The organism is Rickettsia tamurae (assembly GCF_000751075.1).
Classification (GTDB): Bacteria; Pseudomonadota; Alphaproteobacteria; order Rickettsiales; family Rickettsiaceae; genus Rickettsia; species Rickettsia tamurae.
This window is the reverse complement of sequence record NZ_CCMG01000017.1, coordinates 47,100-67,021: the sequence shown is the minus strand read 5'-3', so window position 1 is coordinate 67,021 and position 19,922 is coordinate 47,100. Positions and strand designations below refer to the sequence as shown.

The following is a 19,922-nucleotide window of genomic DNA, read 5'->3' as shown; positions in this document are numbered from 1 at the left end:
TTTATTCATAGTTCATATTACTATACCGGCGTTAATACTGATCTTATAATGGGCATTATATATTATGATACAAGATCACAATACCGATCTAAAACACGAAGAACATACTGAAAGGTTAAAAGCTTTACAAAATAAGTTAGGAAACTTATCCGGTTTCTTGACAACAATGCGTTCTGATAACAATGAGGAATACAAAAAAATTTCCAATGATTTAGAAATTTTAATGAAACAAATTAATACTATAAGAAAAAACATGGAAATATATTTTGTTATTATATTAATATTAATGTTTATTATAATTCAGAAAATGTTGTGGACCACCGGCTCAAGTACTAATCTTTCTCTTTTAACAACTTTATTTTAGGTTCTAAGAACTCCTGTTTAATAATTTCTGCAGCTATATAAGAAGGTACAGCGTCATCTCGATCACTTGATACAAGCGAATTTTCCAAGCTAAGCCTGTGCTCACGTACTTTTGTACGCCTATCTAGCTTGCCTTTAAATTCATCGTGTCTAAAGCTTTCTGAATTTAGCTGTAATCGGTTTGATTTAAATCCTAATTGCTGCAAAATTTTTTGGTTTTCTATTACCTGCTCATAAGCTTTTTTAGAATTAAATAATAACTCTTGAAGCTTATTACTAATAAGACTAGCTCGGCAATTAAATTGGATAAATTCTGGAATTATTTCTTTATCAGCTATAATATTTATTAACGTAACATATTTTATTTTTATCAATAGCCTAATGATAAGAAAACTTAAAATATTAACCTTATATGCTACAATCATAGGGGTACCGGAAGCTGCTATCTCTAAAGTATTAGTACCGGATTTTGCTAGAGCTACATCCGCAACAGCATAAGTTTTAAGTCTCTCACTTGAAAATAAATAATTAAACTTAACATCTTCTAAAAATGGTTTTATTATTGCCTCATGAGCAGGATTTGCAAGAGTAAATATAACTTTAAGATTATTACAACTCTTAAATATTTCTTCAATAGAAGAAACAAAAACCGGTAAATGCTTTAGAATCTCTCCTTTTCTGCTTCCGAGAGTAACACATAAAACTCTCTCATTCTCGTCTATTTTAAACTCTTCACGTAAAGCTATTTTATCGCTATAAAACTCCTGCTCCATAATCGGATGACCTATATATCTACAATCAAGACCGACTTTAGTAAAATATGGAGGCTCAAACGGTAGTAAAGCAAATAAACAATCATAAATTTTAGCGTATTTTACTGCTCTACCCTCTTTATATGCCCAAACTGACGGTGCAACGATATGAATCATTTTCAGCTTTGGTAAAAGTTTTCTTACCCGCTTTGCCACACGATAAGTAAACCCTGGTGAATCTATGGTAATTAATAAATCAGCTTTACTATTTATTATATCCTCCACAGTTTTATCAATTAATTTTTTAAGCTTAAAAATATGAGACAAAATTTCTACAAAACCCATTAAATTTATGGAAGTAATAGGAAATAAGCTTTTAAAGCTACCAGCTTCCTCCATATATTTGCTGCCAACACCAACAAACTGTACAGCATCATTCACAAAGCTTGATACAGGCGAATTTTTTGAGTTAAGTCTATGCTCACGTACTATTTGTACTGCTTTCGCAGACTTACTCTTAAATTCATCCTGTCTGAAGCTTTGTGAATGATGCTGTACTCCTATATTGTTTTTTAAATGCTGAATTATACGACCACCTACAAAGTCTCCTGACACCTCACCGGCTATAAAGTAAATTTTTGTCATTAAATATAGTTATTTTTTAAGGTTCTCAATTTCTGCTTTTAATCGCTCTATTTCTTTTATAGATACTTCAGTAATCTCATGTATTTCTTCTATCGAGTTTTTTTCATTAACATCTTTTTTGCTATTTTTATACTTTTTGTAACTTCGCCTTCTTGTATCCCTTCTTGTCTACCTTTTTCCCTCCCTTCTTCTATTCCTTTTGCCATACCTTGTTCTCTACCTTTTTCTTCAGCAGAAACTATATAATCACGCTCTTTAAAGCTTTTATTCATATAGGCACGATAAATAATTTGCTCTTTAGGAGTCATCTTAAGTATATCAAGACGCTTTGCTACTTTCTTCATATATGGTGATTTAAAATCTTTCTTAACTTCAGAATGTTTTACTACATATAGCCATTCATCCAATTCATCTCTTATAACATCATTAAATAATGGTACTGATATTACAAAATATTCTGGAAATACATTACATAAATCAAATATTTTATCTCCCAAAGAAAATTTCATAGGGTGTTTTTATCAACTTCTCTAAAAATAGTCTTACCGTGATATAAAGGTGCTTTCATATTATCAAAAGGAAAATACAATAAATTAATATGAAATATTTTTTTATAGTAGAATAATCCTCGCTCTTAGAAATACTATCAACTATTAATCTACTAGAATTAAAACAAGCTTTATGCATAAAAAGATTTGTATAGGATTTATCTATTTCTACTATATATTTATGCCCTTCTTCATCTTCCACAATTACATCTGCTACGCTAGATTTTAAGCTATCATTTTCTTTATTGCTGCTACTCTCAAGTAATGCTTTTATTTTAACGGCACTATAACCAGCATCTTTAAGTATTGCCGAGATAAATCCTTCAACTATCTCGTAATCACCTTTATCCTTAAGCAAATATTTTATAGCATAATCAAAACTTAATTATAGTACTCATATCTTTTATCCTTAAATCATCAAATCATCTTAAATATATTGCAAAAAATGAAGACAGTATACGAAGTCAACTTCAAAAAGAGCAAGGAGTCCACAAGGCGAGGAACGCAGCGTATACTTAATACGTGAGTACCGAAGCTCTTGTAGGACGACGTAGCCAATTTTTGAAGTTCTATCTACGTATACATATTATTAAATTCCATTTTACTATAGCTCAAAGCTTCAGCAATATGAATTTTCAAGACCTTATCAACATTCTCAAGATCGGCAAATCGTGCGTGCTACTCTAAGTATTCGGTTATAAGCACACATTGATAAACGAAATTTGCCGCTTCATTCAGTAAATCTCTACCTTCATCCGCAGGCATAGCGTAATCTATTAATAACTGCCCGTCTAATTTGTTATTTGTTTTAATATTATAGCCCTCATATCTCTTTTCTTGAATCAAACGCACTTTCTCGACTCTTGCAGCTATATATTCAGATTCTTCCTCAGAGTTATCTACAATCAAGTCATAATTATAATACTAGATACTTCTATATGCAAATCAAATCTATCCATAATAGGTCCCGATACTTTCATTTGATAGTCGCTAGCACATTTTGGAGCTTTCATACATTCTTTATAAGAATCGCCTAAATAACCGCATTTACAAGAATTCATAGCTGCTATTAACTGGAAATTTGCCGGATATTTTATATGAGCGTTTGATCTGGAGATTAGTATTTCACCGTTTTCAATAGGTTGTCTTAATGCATCAATAACATGCTGTGGAAATTCAGGTAGTTCATCTAAAAATAATACTCCGTTATGAACTAGCGTAATTTCTCCAGGCTTTACTTTTTTTCCGACACCGCCGCCGACCATAGCGGCAAGTGAGCATGAATGACGCGGAGTTCTGAACGGCCTTGCTTTGGTAAGTTTACCGTCTAAAAATTTTCCTGCAATACTTGTAATCGTGCTGCATTCTAAAATTTCTTTTGTAGACATTTTAGGTAGTATACTGGGAAGACAGGCAGCAAGCCTTGATTTACCGGTTCCGGGAGGACCGAACATTAAAAGGTTATGCCCACCTGATGCTGCAATTTCTAAAGCTCGTTTAGCAATTTTTTGACCTTTTATATCTTTAAAATCGGGATAATTTATCGGCTCATCTTGCAGCTTAGCTTCCGGAGGAGTTAAAACTTGTGAACCTATTAAGCGGTAAGTATCGAACAAGCAATCGCAAGATCAAAATGGCTTCCTTCTTTTACTAAATCTACCGGAGCTAAATTTATTAAAATCTTTTTAGTAGGTAGTGCAAGCCCTATAGAAGATAACGCTGCCTTAACTCGTTCTTTTGATTCAGCTATAGTTTTATCGGCAAGCCCTACTATAATAAAAGCAGGGATACCCGGTGATATTTGTACCTGCACGTCAACATCAATAATATCAATTCCATTAAACGTTAGACTTGCTATATGAATTATCATGAAATTTTTCTTAAAATGCCATTTTGCTAGGTTGTAGATGTTATTGCATGGATACTAAAGTCGTCATTGCGAGCAGCCATAGGCTGCGTGGCAATCTCATGAAATAATAACAAACTCCTGAGATTGCTTCGTCAATTACTTACGTAATTTCCTCGCAACGACGAAAAATAACAATCTTAGCTCGAACCATTAATTGAAAAAGCATACTATAGAACAAACTTAGCTAAGTCAAGATTAGTTATTATTTTTGATAATTGATTTTCTACGAATTTATCATCGATAGTTATTTTTTTGCCTTTCATTTCGCTAGCTTCAAAGCTTATATCCTCAAGCAAATTCTCAAGTATAGTATGCAATCTTCTAGCCCCTATATCTTCGACTTCTAAATTAACGTTGATCGCATAATCCGCTATCTTTTCAATAGCAGAAGCAGCAAATTCAAGATGCACGTCTTCAGTACCTATTAACGCCGAATATTGCTTTATTAAACTAGTTTCAGGCTCAAGCAATATTTTAATCATATCATCTTTGGTAAGCGAATTTAATTCTACTCTCATCGGTAATCTTCCTTGTAACTCCGGTAATAAATCAGAAGGTTTAGCAATATGGAAAGCACCGGAAGCAATAAATAATATATGATCGGTTTTAACCGGTCCATATTTAGTATTAACCGTCGTTCCCTCTATCAAAGGTAGCAAATCTCTTTGCACTCCCTCTCTACTTATTTCGGCATTTTTTGCTCCGGAACTACCGGTCGAAGCTATTTTATCAATTTCGTCAATAAAAACTATCCCGTCATTTTCAGCTAAATTTATAGCTTGCTGAATAATTTTTTCTTGGTCTATTAATTTTTCTGATTCCTCAGATATAATAATAGCCATAGCATCTTTAACTAGCATTTTTTTTGTTTTAGTCTTACTGCTACCAAGGGCTCGTCCAATCATATCGCCAAGATTAAGAACGCCCATAGATGCTCCCGGCATGCCCGGTATTTCAAAACTTCTACCGCCGACAGGTGTAGTATCAGCTACACTAATTTCAATTTCCGTATCATCAAGTTCGCCGTTTAAAATTTTTTCTTTGAACTTTTCTCTAGTCTCACTACTAGAAGTTTTACCTACTAAACTATCTAATATTCTCTCTATCGCTTTCTCACGGGCATTAATATCTACTTCTGTTTTTGCTAAAGTTTTTTCAGTATTAACGGCTATTTCGACTAAATCACGAATTATTGATTCTACATCACGCCCTACATATCCGACTTCGGTAAATTTAGTTGCTTCTATTTTATAGAAAGGAGAATTAGTCAGCTTTGCAAGGCGTCTTGCTATTTCCGTTTTCCCTACACCGGTTGAACCAATCATTAAAATATTTTTCGGTACTATTTCATTACGTAAATTACCTTCTACTCTTTTACGACGACAACGATTTCTAAGTGCAATAGCAACGGCTTTTTTGGCCTTTTCTTGACCTACGATAAACCTATTAAGTTCATTAACTATTTGAGAAGGGGTAAGCCCCATAGGGTCTTTTTTATAAGTAGTTTTAGTAGCTTTCATACAACTTTTTCCATTATAATATTATGATTAGAAAATACACACAAATCTGCAGCTATATTCATAGATTTTAAAGCAATTTCTTCAGCAGTTAAATTATTCTCGTAAGACATTAGAGCACGAGCAGCAGATAGTGCAAATAAACCGCCTGAACCTATTGCTGCAACATTATTTTCAGGCTCTACGACATCACCGTTACCGGTTAAAATTAATATATGACTACGATCAGCAACAATCATCATTGCTTCCAAACGTCTCAAATATTTATCGCTACGCCAATCTTTTGCAAGCTCAACTGCACTTCTAAGTAGATTATGCTTATGTTGCTCTATCTTTACTTCAAGTTTTTCAAATAACGCAAGACCGTCAGCCGTAGAACCCGCAAAACCGGCAATAATTTTATTATTTGCTATAGTCCGAAGTTTTCGTGCTGTAGATTTTAGTACGGTATTACCATGCGAGACTTGTCCATCTGCTGCTATAATTATTTCTTCGTTCTTTTTTAAACAAAGTATTGTTGTGCCGTGTAAGGCTAAATTATCTGACATAATATAAAATTTATTGATATTAAGTTGTTAATTAAGTACTATATAGTATTAGAATTACTCCTAAATAAAATGAAGAGTTATTATACTTCGATACAACTTCAAAAAGAGCTAGGAGTTCAAAGTCCTCGGAACGGAGCGTATACTTAATATAGTTCGTACCGTAGCTCTTGTAGAACGATGTAGCCAAATCTTGAAGTATCAAAGGCATACTAGACTGATTCAATTTAATTAATTATTGTCCCTTGAATTTTCAAGGCTTAAACTTAAATAATGAATATATACGCAATATACATTAACTCCACACAAAAAAATAATAATTTTATTGTTATTGAAGAAGGCTTTTCATGGATAGCTGCTCTTTTAAGTATATTTTGGGCATTATACCATAAAATGTGGTTAGTTGTTGCTATTACCGTAATAGCGAATATAATCGTTACGGAGATTAATATCGAAGAGTTAAAGTTTATATTTAAGATAGTCTTAATATTAGGCTTCGGCTTTTTTGCTTCAGATATTAGAGAAAATTATTTAAAAAGAAATAATTACCGACTAGAAGATATAATAATTGCCAACTCTAGAATTGAAGCTGAATTAAAATTTCTAAAACGTAATATACTCGTTTAATGAATAGAAAAATGTCCTTAATGTCATTCCTAGCTAAAAGCACATGAGTGTCAACTTAAGGATCGATGTCATTCCCGCATGGCATTGTTGCGTGGATCGATTTTTCCGTCATTGCGAGGAAAAATTGAAATTTTGACGAAGCAATCTCAGGAGTTTGTTATTATTTCATGAGATTGCCACGCAGTCTACGACTGCTCGCAATGACGATTAGGTGTCTACGCAGGAATGAAATAAACGAGCCATGCAATAAAGCTTTTAACAGGAATAAAATGATGTATAACAAAGAAAATGTTTTTGCAAAAATCATAGGTAAAAATCTTCCGGCAGAAATAATTTATGAAGACGAACAAATTTTAGCATTCAAAGATATAGCACCCGTAGCACCTGTACATATTATCGTTATACCTAAAAACGAATATATAGATTATGCCGATTTTATCTCTAAAGCTTCTATAGACGAAATAAAACATTTTTTTGCTAAAATTTCTGATATAGCAAATGAAGCGGGTTTAGATAAAGACGGTTATCGTTTAATAACTAATAAAGGCGAGAAATCGGGACAAACTATTTTTCATTTCCATTTCCATATTATCGGCGGCGAAAAACTCATCGGATTAATAAATAAAAATGACTGAAAAATACAATATTGCAGTAATTGGAGCTACAGGAAATGTAGGGCGTGAAACTCTAAATATTCTAGCTGAGCATAATTTCCCCATTAATAAAGTTTATGCTATAGCTTCAGATAGCTCTCTAGGGCGAGAAGTAAGCTTTGGAGAAAAAATACTACAAATTAATAGTTTAAAAAATTTAAATTTTGACGATATCGATATTGCTTTTTTTTGTGCAGGTTCAGAAGTTTCAAAAGAATTTATACCAAAAGCTACTGCTAGTAATTGTGTAGTTATCGACAAATCCTCACTTTTTAGGGTTGACGATCAAGTACCGTTAATTGTACCTGAGGTTAATTTATCAACACTTAAAGAGTTTAATACTAAAAATATCATAGCTAACCCTAACTGTATAGTAATTCCGCTTGCAGTAGCATTAAAACCGCTAGATAATGAAATAAAGATTAAAAGAATAGTGATATCTACTTATCAATCAGTATCAGGAGCAGGTAAAGCAGGAATGGACGAACTCTACGACCAAACAAAATCTAAATATGTTTTTGGAGAGAATGATCCTAAGAAATTTCCAAAACAGATTGCATTTAATCTTTTTCCTCATATAGGTGATTTAAATAAAGATGGCTATACAAGTGAAGAAGCAAAAATTGCTTTTGAACTAAACAAAATTATAGGTAATCACTTTAAAGCTAGCGTTACTTCTGTTAGAGTACCGGTATTTATCGGTCATTCTATATCGGTTAACATAGAATTTAACGACAAAATTGATGCCAAAGAAGTCGAAGAAATATTACAAGATGCCGATGGAATTGTTACAATTTCTAATAATAATGACCTTGCTTATATCTCACCCGTTGAAGTGGTAGGCGAAGATGCCGTATATGTCTCCCGCATTAGAAATGACGTAAGTAAACCTAATACGATAAATCTATGGATCACATGTGATAACTTACGTAAAGGAGCAGCTTTAAACAGCGTCCAAATTGCTGAAGAACTAATTAATAATTATTTATAATATAACTAATATGGATAATAAAAATAATAATCTAAATAAAAAAACCCCGCTAGTAATAGCATTAGGCGAATGTAGAACAGCTTTTTGGACAGTCTTTTGGTTTGCTTTTGTAATTAACTTACTAATGTTAATTACTCCTCTTTACTCACTACAAGTTCTTGATAGAGTCCTTGGAAGCGGTAATCTACAAACATTATTATTTTTATCAATAATAATCGCATATATTTATTTTGTTTATGGATTATTACAAATTGCCCGTTCTTTTACACTTATAAAGGTAGGAGAATGGCTTGATAGAACAGTAGCTCCCGTAATTTTTGCTTCTTCAATTTCTGCAGCTGCAACACGAGCAAATATGGGTTCTAGCCAATTATTACGTGATTTTCAAGCCGTCAAAACATTCCTAACAAGTACCGGAATTAATACCTTATTCGATGCACCTTGGAGCCTTATCTATATTGCGGTTATTTTTTCAATTCATCCATATATCGGTCTTATTACCGTTTTTGGTGCAATTATAATAGTTTCAACCGCTTTCTTTAACGCTGCAGCTACTAATAAAACGCTCGGTGAAGCTACCGAATTTTCGATAAAAGGTATGACACAAGCCGATATTGCAAACAGAAATGCAGAAGCAATTGAAGCAATGGGAATGATGAAGAATATTACAAAAAATTGGCATAAATTTAACATATTAGCACTTGATAAGCAATCGGTTGCTAGCTATCGTAACGGTGTTATTTCTAACTTTTCAAGGTTTATTCGTAATATAATGCAAATGGCTGTTACCGGAGTCGGTGCTTACATTGTTGTAAAATCTCATAGTGCAGATATGACTCCCGGTAATATGATTATGAGTTCTATCATAGTCGGTAGAGCTCTTGCTCCTTTCGATAATGCTATTGATTTATGGAAAAGTATGAGCGGCGCTATTAAATCATACAAAAACATTAATAATTTATTTAACACTTATTCTTCTAGAGACGAAGCGATGCCAATTCCGAACGTTGATGGTCATCTTACTGTTGAAAATATTTATTATGCTCACCCTATACCGAAACATTTACCGCAACCTCCCGCACCGAAATATATCTTAAAAGGTGTTAGTTTTGCAGTACAACCGGGCGAAGCTTTAGCAATTATCGGTCCTTCAGCTACAGGAAAATCAACTTTAGCTAAAATCATAGTCGGGGTATGGAAAGAATCATCAGGTTCCGTACGTTTAGATAGTGCTGAAATTTATCGTTGGAATAGAGAAGATTTCGGTAGACATGTCGGCTATCTTCCTCAAGGAATAGAACTTTTTAGCGGTAGTATTAAACAAAATATAGCTAGAATGGAAGAAGATGCCGATCCACAAAAAGTTATTGAAGCAGCTAAAATAGCCGGAGCTCATGAAATGATATTAAGATTCCCTGATGGTTATGATTCTGATATCGGTCCTGCAGGCTCTAATCTATCAGGTGGTCAAAGACAACGTATCGGGCTTGCTAGAGCTTTTTACGGTAATCCAAAACTCATCATTTTAGATGAGCCTAATGCTAATTTAGATGAAGCAGGTGAAGTTGCCCTTGCAAGTGCCTTAAAACAAGCAAAACTTAAAGGAATAGCAGTTCTTGTAATTTCACATAGACCATCCGTATTATCCGTTGTTGATAAAATTCTAATATTACAGGATGGAGCCGTTACATTTTACGGAACGGAAGAAGAGATTCAAAAACACTTTAAAACTTTAAAAAGCGGTACAATTCATATTAATAACTAAAGTGTCATATCAAAATAAGTTTAATTGTCATACCGTGGCCCCGCCACAGTATCCAGAAACAACTTAAAATACTAATAATTTCCTGGATCCCGTGAATAAATCACGGGATGACAGAGGAGAATAATGATTAAATATTATGCAGGACTTAAAACACAATAAACCTCAAATTACCCCGGAACAATTAAAACAATTATTGTCCTTAAGAGAAGATGCGTTAAACCTTAAAGGTCAGAGTTCTAAACGTAAAGCTTTAATAAACACTACATTAAAGAAAACCTCTCATGCTATAGAATTCTTATTAGTAAAACTTGATAGGTTTGTTAATTTTATTACCAAGAAAACCGATAAAGATCGTAATAACGTAGCCCAAACTGCAAGATCACCTATACTTTTCGGTATTTATGTTATTATCTTTTTAGTATTAATAGGCGGATTATGGTCGGCTCTTGCTCCGCTTGATAGCGGTGCTGTAGCTGTCGGTATCGTAATACCAAGCACAAATAAAAAAACGATTCAACATCATGAAGGCGGAATAATCAATGCTATTTATGTTAAGCAAGGTGATAAAGTCAAAGAAGGCGATAAATTAATAGAACTTGAAGAAACTAGAATAAAAAGCGAACATGAAAATATTCTTGGTCAGTACCGTAATTTTTTAGCAACTGAAAATCGTTTAATTGCCGAACGTGATAATTTAGAACAAATCGAATTCTCTGATTTTCTAATGCAGGATATAAATTTACCGGAAGTAGCTAAAATAATTCATACACAGGAAAATTTATTTAGATCTAGAAAAGAAGTATATAACTCAGAGAAAGATGCATTACATCAAAATATTGCTCAACTTGAGAAAAAAATTGAAGGTTTAGAAGCAAAAAAAGTTGCCGCCTCCAAAACTGCTGAAGTTTATCAAGACCGTTTAAAAGCTTTAAGAACGTTAAAAGAAAAAGGCTTTGTACAAAAAGCAGCCTTATTAGACCAAGAGGCAAAAGTTGCCGCTTCAAAAAGCGATGTTGCAATAACTGAAGCCGAAATAGCAGGAATACGCCATGCTATTACCGAAACTCAAATTAAAATTATAAATCAACAAAATAAATACACTGAACGGACTTTAACAGAGCTTCGTGAAGCTCAAGTACAAACAGCATCTCTTAAAGAAAAATATAATTCCCTGACGGATTCGCTTAATCGTGTGATAATCAGATCACCTGTTGACGGTATAGTTAATAATTTAAAATATCATACAATAGGCGGTGTTATAAGTCACGGACAACCTATTATGGAAATTTCGCCAATTAATGACCCATTAATAATAGAAGCAAAGGTATCTCAAAAAAACATTGACTCAGTACATGAGGGATTAGTTGCAAAAATACGTTTCAGTGCATTTAAATCAAGAACAACTCCAACATTTACCGGTAAAGTAGTAAGCATATCTCCCGATATAGTACAAGATGAAAGACAGCATCCGGGACAACAGCAAGATAATTATTATGTTGCAAGAGTTGAAATCGATATGGATGAATTTAACAAAGTTGCTAAAGTTAAAAATCTTGAATTACACCCCGGTATGCAAGCTGAGGTACAAATCGTAACAGGTACTAGAACACTACTTAGATATTTACTTGATCCCGTTACTGATACTGCATTTAAAGCTTTCAGAGAAAAATAGATAATTTGAAAATTTTAGGTTAGATAACTTTACGGAACCTAGATATTTTGTAACAATATTTATTAAAAATATTTATTAAAAATTATTAATCCTTTATTGACTTTTAACCAAAAAAGTATAACCTATTTGTAATCTAATTATATATATAAGGTTATGTTAGGCTACGAAAAAGAACAAAGAAGTTTAAATAAAGAACAAAAACAAGCTGTCGGATTACTTTCTATAGGTACATTTCTAGAGTATTTTGACCTTATGCTTTATGTGCATATGGCGGTGCTTTTAAATAATTTATTTTTTCCGGAATATGATTCTTTCACTTTTTCGTTGCTTACTGCCTTTTCTTTCTGTTCTACCTATTTGCTAAGACCTATAGGAGCATTAATATTTGGGTATATAGGTGATCGTTTTGGACGTAAGATTGTAGTTGTTTTAACTACCCTATTAATGGCTATTACTTGTGTGATTATAGGCAGCATGCCAACATATGCACAGATAGGTATAACAGCCTCTTGGGTTCTTACTATATGTCGTATAATTCAAGGTATGTCGGCAACTGCAGAAACACGAGGTGCAGAGCTGTATTTAACCGAAAATTCATCTCCTCCTATACAATATCCATTAGTAGCAATTATAACCGTATTTTCTGCCGTAGGCACGACGATAGCACTAGGTGTTGCATCAATTTTTACTAATCAAAATATTTATCACTATGAATCAAGTTGGCGTATAGTCTTTTTCGTTGGTGCAACTATCGCTTTTGTAGGTACTATTGCAAGGACTAGTTTAAAAGAAGCAGAGGCATTTTCAAATAAAAGAAACAAATTAAAACTAAGACTTCAAGAAAATAATATTATGCTTGAAGAAATTGACAAAGATATTCTAGATCAAAAAGTTCCAAACGCCACTTCTATTTGGTATTTTTTTATCCAGTGTGCTAGACCACCGTGTTTTTATTTCGTGTATATATATTGCGGTGATATATTAAAAAGAGAATGCGGATTTACTCCGAATCAAATTATAAATCAAAATTTTTGGGTATCTATAATAGATTTACTCGGTATTATCAGTCTTGCATTTATTAGCTATAAAATTCATCCTTTAAAAATCCTAAAGGTAAAATTATATCTATTTTTTACCTCTCTCATTTTTTTTCCTATAATGTTAAATTATAACCCTACTCCTTTATATATTTTTATTTTTCAATGTTTAGCTGCATTATTCGTATTTGATCACGTACCGGCAGCTCCTATATTTTATAAATATTTTCCGGTTTTTAAGAGATTTACATATACTAGTATGCTAAGTGCAATAGCAAAATTATTTACTTATATTATAACGTCATTTGGTTTAGTTTATATTACCAATTATCTAGGATATTGGGGATTATTTTTAATTTTCATTCCGGTAGGTATAACTTTCTTCATGGGAGTAACTTATTTTGATAGAATGGAAAAGAATCAAAGTTTATAATTTTATTAAAAGTAGAATTTATATTAAACTTTAAATTGTTTTTATAACATTCAGTATATATAAGCTCTGAAACTACAGGTATTTCAAGTATTTCACTTAACACTAAAAAGCTTTTTAATGTCTCTTTAATTATTTTATGAGCTTTTTCAGGCGATTTTGCTTCTAAAGTTTGTAAATTATGTATTCTATCAAAAAGTTTTATAAGAGCCGTATCGTATCTTTTTTGTTTAATTAATAAAATAAGACTTTTCTCGCTACTTATTTTTCCACAAGGTTTAATTCTAGTTAGACCTTCTACATGCCTTGCTACTTCTTCATCAAAAATGTTGCTAATCATTTCTTCAGTAAGTTCAGTATCTTCAATAGTGTCATGAAGTAATGCAGCTTGTAGCATTCTAAAAGTAAAGAGTTTAGGCACTTCTTTTGCTACAAATTCCGCTACCATAATTGTTACTGCGATTGGATGAGAATAATAAGGGTCACCCGATTGACGCATTTGCTCACCATGATATTTACGAGCATAATAAATACCTTTTTTAACTTCTCTAATATCGATAGGTTGTTTTACTTGAGTATTTAAAAACAAAAGCCTTTCGATTAATTTATCTGAATATTTACAGCTTTCAAAATTTTTTTCCCAATATTCTATATCTTTCATAAAATCTCCCAATTCTATATATTATTTTATTGGTTTTTCTTATGATTATCTTTTATATTTTCTTTTTAAAATCCAATTATTATTTATTAAAAATCTCTATATTTAATAATTTTTCTATTTTTAATGCTAAAAAATAACCATATATTAAAAATAGTTTTTTACAAAGGTTTATATGCCATCCTTAACTATCCACCTACATTTTTCTCATTACAACAATCTTAATATCTTTATTTTGTCGTGATAAAAGACCTGCATATTTAGGCATAGGCATTACAATTTTAGCCGCTTTATATCAAGGCGTAATAAATATTATAGGAGTTGGGGCTTTATCTATTTTTGCTGCTATTACCTATGCCTATTCTAATTTACAGTTAAATAAAGTACTAAAAACCTTATTATTTATATTAATCTCCCTTTGTTTTACTTTATTTGCTTTTCATAAAGTTCCGGGATTTTTTTAATATACTTGCTATTAATAAAGTACAGTTATCGGAATTATCCATACCGTTTTCTATGTATCTAAATTTTGATAAGGTAATGCCGGCTTTAATAATTTTCTCTATCAGTGATTTATATATTAGACATCTTTCTAGACCAGCTTATAGAGAGGAATTTAAAGGAGACACGGAACGCAGCACCGCATAGACCGTGAGGATGCGAGTACCGGTTCAACGTCTAAATCACCTCTAGAAGCGAAGTTTAGAAAGATGTCTTTAGAAAAACAAGAGAGTAGCGGCACTGTAAAATACACATTACTATCTTTATTACTGTGTATAATAATTATTATGGTTCTATCTTTAATAAGCGGTTACGTTTTATTTGAACCTAAAACACCAAGCACATTACCGATATGGGCAATTAATAATTTCTTTCTTGTTTGTATGGCTAAGGAAGTATTCTTTCGAGGGTTTTTACAAAGAATATTACAAAATCTTTTACCGAAACAGCAAATTCTAGCTTTTATTGTAGCATCTTTAATATTTGGGGTCAACACAATTTTCAAGGCGGGCTAATATATATAGCTTTAAGCACTATATGCGGTTTTTTCTATGGTTATGCATATTATAAAACAGGCTATGCTCTATGATAGTCCATTTTGGTCTAAATCTATGCCATTTATTGTTATTTACTTATCCTGCTCTTAAAACTTTGTGAAATAAATCTAATTTTAATAGACAAAGTTATAGAGTTTTTTTATTTACAAATAGTAAACATAATAACTAAGTTTTATGAACAAAGACATCCCTACGGATTTATTACCTTCAGAATATGAGCTAACAAGCTCTAGTAGTACTGCTTTGACTCTACTTTTAATGGGAGCAACTTTATTATTCTTGATAGATTATTGCTGCTATTGTTGTTTTGATAATGAGCGAAAAGATATGGGTCTTGAATTAATCGGTGATTACCACGAACATGATGAATAATATTTTTAAATTATTGCATGGTTCTTAATGTCATTCCTGCGAAAGGCTTGCCTACGTGGCTCGAAAATAGTCATTGCGAGGAAATTGCATAGCAATTGACGAAGCAATCTCAGGAGTTTGTTATTATTTCATGAGATTGCCACGCAGTCTACGACTGCTCGCAATGACGGGGTGGTATTGGTATCCACACAGGCAATGCCCAACCTACAATTTACTCGGATCAAAGCTAAAATTAATCTCTTTCCAATGGTTAAAACGAGCAGGATCAATGTTTTCGATAGGGCTTGCCTGCCATACTGCTCTAATTGCATTATCCGCTAAAGCTTCACAAACGCTAGCCAGAATATTAGGACAGATTTTTTCTTTAACCTTTGCCTGTTCAACATTACCTGCTTTATCTAGTGTAATGCTAATAATAACTTTTACCTTATTATTACCTCTAACCCCTGCCGGTACATTACTCCAATGTCTTTCAATTTGTCTTTTTATTAAAGATGTTTCACTATCGGAAAGAAGCAGCCCATCCGTATAAACCCCTTTAGCTTCTTTTGCATTATCAGCTTTTTTTGACCTTTGATGCTTATTGGATTTTACATTATTCCCTTCCGAAGATTGTTCTAAATTCTTCAGCAAAGAATCAAGCTCATCGGTTTTAGGCTCTTTTTTCTTCACCTCTTTAGGTTTCTCAGCCGGTTTCTTTTCCTCTTTCTTTTCTTCGGGCTTCTTCTCTTCTGCTTGTTTTTTTTCCTCTTCTTTAGGTTTTTCTTCCTTTACTTCTTCTTTTTTCTCAGGCAACGCTTCTTTCGCTTCTTCAGGCTTTGGTTCTTCTATAGGTTTTTTCTCTTCTATTTTAGGCTTTTCTTCTATTGTTTTAGCCTCAGGCTCTTTTGCTTTTTCTTCTTTAGGCAAATCTTGCGGTTCTTCTTCTTTTGGCTTACTCTGCTCAGATTTTTTAGCGTCTTCGTTTTCTATGGGGACTTCTTTTTGCTTTGTCTGAGTGATAATATTTGATTTATCGCTAACAGGTAACATTTCAAAAGTTATAGTTTGCTCTTCCGGTAATTTTTCAAAAAGTGACGGCATACTGAATAGAAAAAAATATAAAAGAAGTAAGTGCAGAACAACAGAGAAGGTAAGGAAAACCGTAAAATTATCCTTATTTTGATTACTTTTCATTATTCTTAATATTTGAAATAAGAGCTACACGAGAAAAGCCAGCAGCATGAATTTCGGCAACTATCTCTACTACCTGCCCATAAGAAACATTTCTATCGCCTCTTACAAAAATTCTAGCATCCTTTTTTTCTTTAGTGATATTTGCAAGCTTGTCGGTTAAATGCGTTCTTTCTATTGGAGTTTCAAGTAAGAAAATTTCGCCTTTATTATTGATAGTAACAACCAAAGGCTCATCCTGCCCTGAAATCGGGCTTGAATTTGTCTCAGGCAAATCCACATTTACCCCTGAAACAAGCATTGGAGAAGTAATCATAAAAATAATTAATAGCACAAGCATCACGTCAACAAGTGGCGTAACGTTAATTTCGCTAACTACCGCTCTTTTACTTTTTCTATTACTTCCGGCAAACTTTATAGCCATTACATTTTCTCCTGATCAATTGCCTTAGAAAGTATAGAATTTAACTCAATAATAAAATCTTCAATCTTATTATTGATAAGAGTAATACGGGAAATCAGATAATTATAAAAAATTCCTGCCGGAATAGCTGCAAATAAGCCTATCGCAGTTGCAAGTAACGCCTCGGCAATTCCGGGAGCTACTACGGCAAGAGAAGTATTTTTTGAAGTAGCAATCGATTGAAAGCTGTGCATGATCCCCCAAACGGTACCGAATAAACCCACGAAAGGAGCACTTGACCCGACGGTTGCCAAGAAGCTTAAATTCTTCTCAAGCTTTTCGACTTCTCTATTTTGAGCTAGATACATTGAATTTGTGATACGCTCTTTATGGTTATTTTTTAATGCATCAGAAAGCCCTTTAGTACTTAAACTCTTACACTCATCCATAGCGGATACGAATATTAAAGCTAGCGGATTATTAACCGACCTCTTTATGCTTTCATATAATTGCTCCAATACTCCACCGGACCAAAACACATTTTCAAAGTTCTTCATTCTTCGCTGTACTTGTGCTAGCTTAAATATTTTGTCCAAAATAATAGCCCACGACCAAATCGAGGCAATAAGAAGCATCAACATAACCGACTTACCGATAGTGTCGGATGAACTTATTAAAGAAAAAATCGATAAATGATCTTGCGTAACAATTTCTAAGCTATCGCTAATATTAGTATCTGCACTCATTGAATGTATATTATTTAATTATTCTAAAATTAAATAATATATTCATATTTTACTTTTGTCATTAGGTTATGTGAAAAATTTTTAGTGATCAATTCAGTGTCATACCGTGGCTTGACCAAGGTTATAGGAGACTCAAAATATGATACCGGATATTTTCATAAATATTTTGCTGGATTTGTATTTGAATAATACAAAAAAATATTGTACAAAATAGAAATTGGATTTATAATTTGTACAATATTAAATAAATTATATTATGTTTGATCGTGATATAACCGATTATATAAAATATTCAGCAAAATATTATCCGGTAGTTTACTGTTACAGGGCCTCGTCAATCCGGCAAGACTACTCTAGTAAAAATGATTTTTTCAGATAAACCTTATGTCTCGCTTGAAGATGTAGATGTAAGAGAATTTGCTAAAAAAGATCCTAGAGGTTTTTTATCTACTTATAGCCAAGGAGCAATTATTGATGAAGTACAATATTGTCCTGACTTATTTTCATATATACAAACGAAAGTAGATAACGACCAAATTGCCGGACAATTTATTTTAACAGGCTCACAGAATTTTTTATTACTTGAAAGTATCTCACAATCCTTAGCAGGTAGAGCAGCTATAGTATATTTACTGCCTCTTAGTCATAACGAAATCAATAGTAAATTACCTGTTACGGGAGAACCTCTAAATTTTATATTTAAAGGTTTTTACCCTAAACTTTACACTCAAGACTTATTGCCTACAATATGGTATAGAAACTATATACGTACCTACATCGAAAGAGATGTTAGGCAACTTAAAAACATTACCGACACTTCAACATTTCAAACTTTTTTGAAAATCTGTGCTACTCGTATAGGACAATTAGTAAATTTCTCATCTATAGCTACTGAATGCGGTTTAGCTATAACACGGTAAAGTCATGGCTTTCTCTATTTCACTATCATTTTAAATTAAGAACTCTATTGTCTTCTTAAGCTTCTTTGTTATTATTTTAGAGGCTATTGTAAATAATAATTCTATGTAAAACTTCAAAACTTTCTTATCATATTATAGCAGTTCTTAAGCCCAACTAATACTAAATTATATTCATGAAAAATGCAGAGCCTTCAATTACCTTTAAGCTCGATACTACTGAGATTTGTAGCAACGCTGATATATTATCGCAAACTAGTATAAAACAATTTAGAAAAAACTCTCCCGGTCTTAGTGTAGTAGAAATGGATAAAAACTTTTCATCTATACCAACTGTTGGTGCTGCTATAGAAGTGATGACCTATATATTTGGACATTTAAATAGTGAAAAAGCTAAAAATGTTAGTAGTAAAAAAGCTATAGAAATTAAGCATTCACTAATGCATAGATTAATGTCTAATTATCCGTATAAAAGCTACAAAAATCATGAATTGTTGAAAAATTATAAGATAATACAAGACCCGGCTTTTTTGAATATAAATTAGATGGTGAATCCATAAAATGGATACCGGATAAAATCATTACTATACCACCTGATACGCTAACCAAAATTCAAATAATGAGTCTCGCCTTTCAATGTAGTATATTAAATAGACATAATGAAGCTGCTAAAGAGATATTTAAATATATAATTACAGCAACAAATTTATATTTTAATCACTTTGCAAAAGAAGTTGAACAATATAGCAAATGTGCAGAATATATACTTCTTGTGCTAAAACTTATTGAACCGGAATCTAAACTTAAAATTACCCAAGCACTAGTACCATATATAAAATTCAGCTTAGATTTGTCAGGTCAATTCTCTGATTTATTAATAGAGAATAAGAATTTTGAAGAGGCAAAAGCGTTACTTGAGGAATCTATTTTTTCGTTAAATACTAATACTGAAAATCAGGTTTTAGCCCAGTAGTATTATAGAATAGGTCGTGCTTATGAGGAAACCGGAAGCTATGATATGTCTACTAAATGTTATGAATATGCCTTTGTGCTTCTACCCACACATCCAACAGCAGCCTATCATTTATGGTCTAATTATAGAATACAAGGCGAATTTGATAAAGCTAACGGCTTAATACAA

The 19,922-nt window shown here is 32.5% G+C and carries 20 protein-coding genes and 3 pseudogenes; 13 read left to right on the top strand and 10 right to left on the bottom strand.

Annotated elements, in window-relative coordinates; genetic code table 11:
* The first annotated feature begins 64 nt into the window (after positions 1-64).
* Positions 65-364 (top strand): hypothetical protein, encoded by a 300-nt coding sequence (locus tag MB29_RS06550; RefSeq protein WP_032139557.1) that lies wholly within the window; start codon positions 65-67, stop codon positions 362-364.
* Here MB29_RS06550 and lpxB read toward each other — a convergent pair.
* The 6 genes and pseudogenes from lpxB to hslV all read right to left on the bottom strand — a co-directional run bounded on the left by lpxB (position 333) and on the right by hslV (position 6,282).
* Positions 333-1,760 (bottom strand): lipid-A-disaccharide synthase, encoded by a 1,428-nt coding sequence (gene lpxB, locus MB29_RS06545; protein WP_032139556.1) that lies wholly within the window; start codon positions 1,758-1,760, stop codon positions 333-335. The genes MB29_RS06550 and lpxB overlap by 32 nt on opposite strands.
* A 9-nt stretch (positions 1,761-1,769) precedes the next feature.
* A pseudogene (locus MB29_RS11875) lies at positions 1,770-2,349 on the bottom strand (hypothetical protein).
* Positions 2,325-2,666, bottom strand: a complete 342-nt coding sequence (locus tag MB29_RS10675; RefSeq protein ID WP_233418993.1) for an Rpn family recombination-promoting nuclease/putative transposase — start codon at positions 2,664-2,666, stop codon at positions 2,325-2,327. Before MB29_RS10675 ends, MB29_RS11875 begins: the two are co-directional and overlap by 25 nt.
* A 215-nt stretch (positions 2,667-2,881) precedes the next feature.
* A pseudogene (locus tag MB29_RS13065) lies at positions 2,882-4,178 on the bottom strand (YifB family Mg chelatase-like AAA ATPase).
* A gap of 206 nt (positions 4,179-4,384) precedes the next feature.
* Positions 4,385-5,737 carry an ATP-dependent protease ATPase subunit HslU gene (gene hslU / locus MB29_RS06525; protein WP_032139555.1) on the bottom strand — a complete coding sequence of 451 codons (1,353 nt, stop codon included), beginning with the start codon at positions 5,735-5,737 and terminating at the stop codon, positions 4,385-4,387.
* Positions 5,734-6,282, bottom strand: a complete 549-nt coding sequence (hslV, locus tag MB29_RS06520; RefSeq protein ID WP_032139554.1) for an ATP-dependent protease subunit HslV — start codon at positions 6,280-6,282, stop codon at positions 5,734-5,736. Before hslV ends, hslU begins: the two co-directional genes overlap by 4 nt.
* 270 nt (positions 6,283-6,552) lie before the next feature.
* Here hslV and MB29_RS06515 point away from each other — a divergent pair, with 270 nt between their 5' ends.
* The 6 genes from MB29_RS06515 (at position 6,553) to MB29_RS06490 (ending at position 13,457) form a co-directional block, all read left to right on the top strand.
* Positions 6,553-6,906 (top strand): DUF2628 domain-containing protein, encoded by a 354-nt coding sequence (locus MB29_RS06515; protein WP_032139553.1) that lies wholly within the window; start codon positions 6,553-6,555, stop codon positions 6,904-6,906.
* Between the two features lie 272 nt (positions 6,907-7,178).
* The gene (locus MB29_RS06510; protein WP_032139552.1) at positions 7,179-7,541 is read left to right on the top strand and encodes an HIT domain-containing protein; all 363 of its coding nucleotides are present in this window, start codon (positions 7,179-7,181) and stop codon (positions 7,539-7,541) included.
* On the top strand, positions 7,534-8,550 hold the full coding sequence (asd, locus tag MB29_RS06505; protein WP_032139551.1) for an aspartate-semialdehyde dehydrogenase: 1,017 nt from the start codon (positions 7,534-7,536) through the stop codon (positions 8,548-8,550). The genes MB29_RS06510 and asd overlap by 8 nt, the downstream gene beginning before the upstream one ends.
* A 10-nt stretch (positions 8,551-8,560) precedes the next feature.
* Complete coding sequence (locus MB29_RS06500; RefSeq protein ID WP_032139550.1) at positions 8,561-10,315, top strand: type I secretion system permease/ATPase; 1,755 nt, start codon at positions 8,561-8,563, stop codon at positions 10,313-10,315.
* Positions 10,316-10,451: 136 nt separating this feature from the next.
* Positions 10,452-11,987, top strand: coding sequence for an HlyD family type I secretion periplasmic adaptor subunit (locus tag MB29_RS06495; RefSeq protein WP_032139549.1), 1,536 nt, complete (start codon positions 10,452-10,454; stop codon positions 11,985-11,987).
* A 153-nt stretch (positions 11,988-12,140) separates the two neighbouring features.
* Entirely contained in the window at positions 12,141-13,457 is a 1,317-nt protein-coding gene (locus MB29_RS06490) for an MFS transporter (RefSeq protein ID WP_032139548.1), read from the top strand.
* Here MB29_RS06490 and MB29_RS06485 read toward each other — a convergent pair.
* Entirely contained in the window at positions 13,408-14,115 is a 708-nt protein-coding gene (locus tag MB29_RS06485; RefSeq protein ID WP_032139547.1) for an HD domain-containing protein, read from the bottom strand. The two genes, MB29_RS06490 and MB29_RS06485, sit on opposite strands and share 50 nt — an antisense overlap.
* A 573-nt stretch (positions 14,116-14,688) precedes the next feature.
* On the opposite strand from MB29_RS06485, the pseudogene MB29_RS14515 reads away from it, so the two are divergent.
* The 3 genes and pseudogenes from MB29_RS14515 to MB29_RS06475 all read left to right on the top strand — a co-directional run.
* A pseudogene (locus MB29_RS14515) lies at positions 14,689-14,757 on the top strand (palindromic element RPE1 domain-containing protein); the annotation flags it as partial.
* A 65-nt stretch (positions 14,758-14,822) separates the two neighbouring features.
* A complete protein-coding gene (locus MB29_RS13845; RefSeq protein ID WP_032139546.1) occupies positions 14,823-15,128 on the top strand; it encodes a CPBP family glutamic-type intramembrane protease in 306 nt (101 codons plus the stop codon).
* Positions 15,129-15,344: 216 nt separating this feature from the next.
* Positions 15,345-15,542 (top strand): hypothetical protein, encoded by a 198-nt coding sequence (locus MB29_RS06475; protein WP_032139545.1) that lies wholly within the window; start codon positions 15,345-15,347, stop codon positions 15,540-15,542.
* A 204-nt stretch (positions 15,543-15,746) separates the two neighbouring features.
* Here MB29_RS06475 and MB29_RS06470 read toward each other — a convergent pair whose 3' ends face one another.
* Genes MB29_RS06470 through tolQ form a run of 3 tightly spaced genes read right to left on the bottom strand, consistent with a single transcriptional unit; the run spans position 15,747 to position 17,864 of the window.
* The gene (locus MB29_RS06470; RefSeq protein WP_032139544.1) at positions 15,747-16,718 is read right to left on the bottom strand and encodes an energy transducer TonB; all 972 of its coding nucleotides are present in this window, start codon (positions 16,716-16,718) and stop codon (positions 15,747-15,749) included.
* Positions 16,708-17,139, bottom strand: coding sequence for a protein TolR (tolR, locus tag MB29_RS06465; RefSeq protein ID WP_032139543.1), 432 nt, complete (start codon positions 17,137-17,139; stop codon positions 16,708-16,710). Before tolR ends, MB29_RS06470 begins: the two co-directional genes overlap by 11 nt.
* Positions 17,139-17,864, bottom strand: a complete 726-nt coding sequence (gene tolQ / locus MB29_RS06460; RefSeq protein WP_032139542.1) for a protein TolQ — start codon at positions 17,862-17,864, stop codon at positions 17,139-17,141. Before tolQ ends, tolR begins: the two co-directional genes overlap by 1 nt.
* A gap of 362 nt (positions 17,865-18,226) precedes the next feature.
* Here tolQ and MB29_RS08750 point away from each other — a divergent pair, with 362 nt between their 5' ends.
* The 3 genes from MB29_RS08750 (at position 18,227) to MB29_RS13050 (ending at position 19,754) form a co-directional block, all read left to right on the top strand.
* On the top strand, positions 18,227-18,784 hold the full coding sequence (locus tag MB29_RS08750) for an ATP-binding protein (RefSeq protein WP_233418992.1): 558 nt from the start codon (positions 18,227-18,229) through the stop codon (positions 18,782-18,784).
* Between the two features lie 173 nt (positions 18,785-18,957).
* Complete coding sequence (locus MB29_RS13055) at positions 18,958-19,326, top strand: hypothetical protein (protein ID WP_233418991.1); 369 nt, start codon at positions 18,958-18,960, stop codon at positions 19,324-19,326.
* Positions 19,327-19,400: 74 nt separating this feature from the next.
* Positions 19,401-19,754, top strand: a complete 354-nt coding sequence (locus tag MB29_RS13050) for a hypothetical protein (RefSeq protein ID WP_233418990.1) — start codon at positions 19,401-19,403, stop codon at positions 19,752-19,754.
* Positions 19,755-19,922 lie beyond the last annotated feature (168 nt).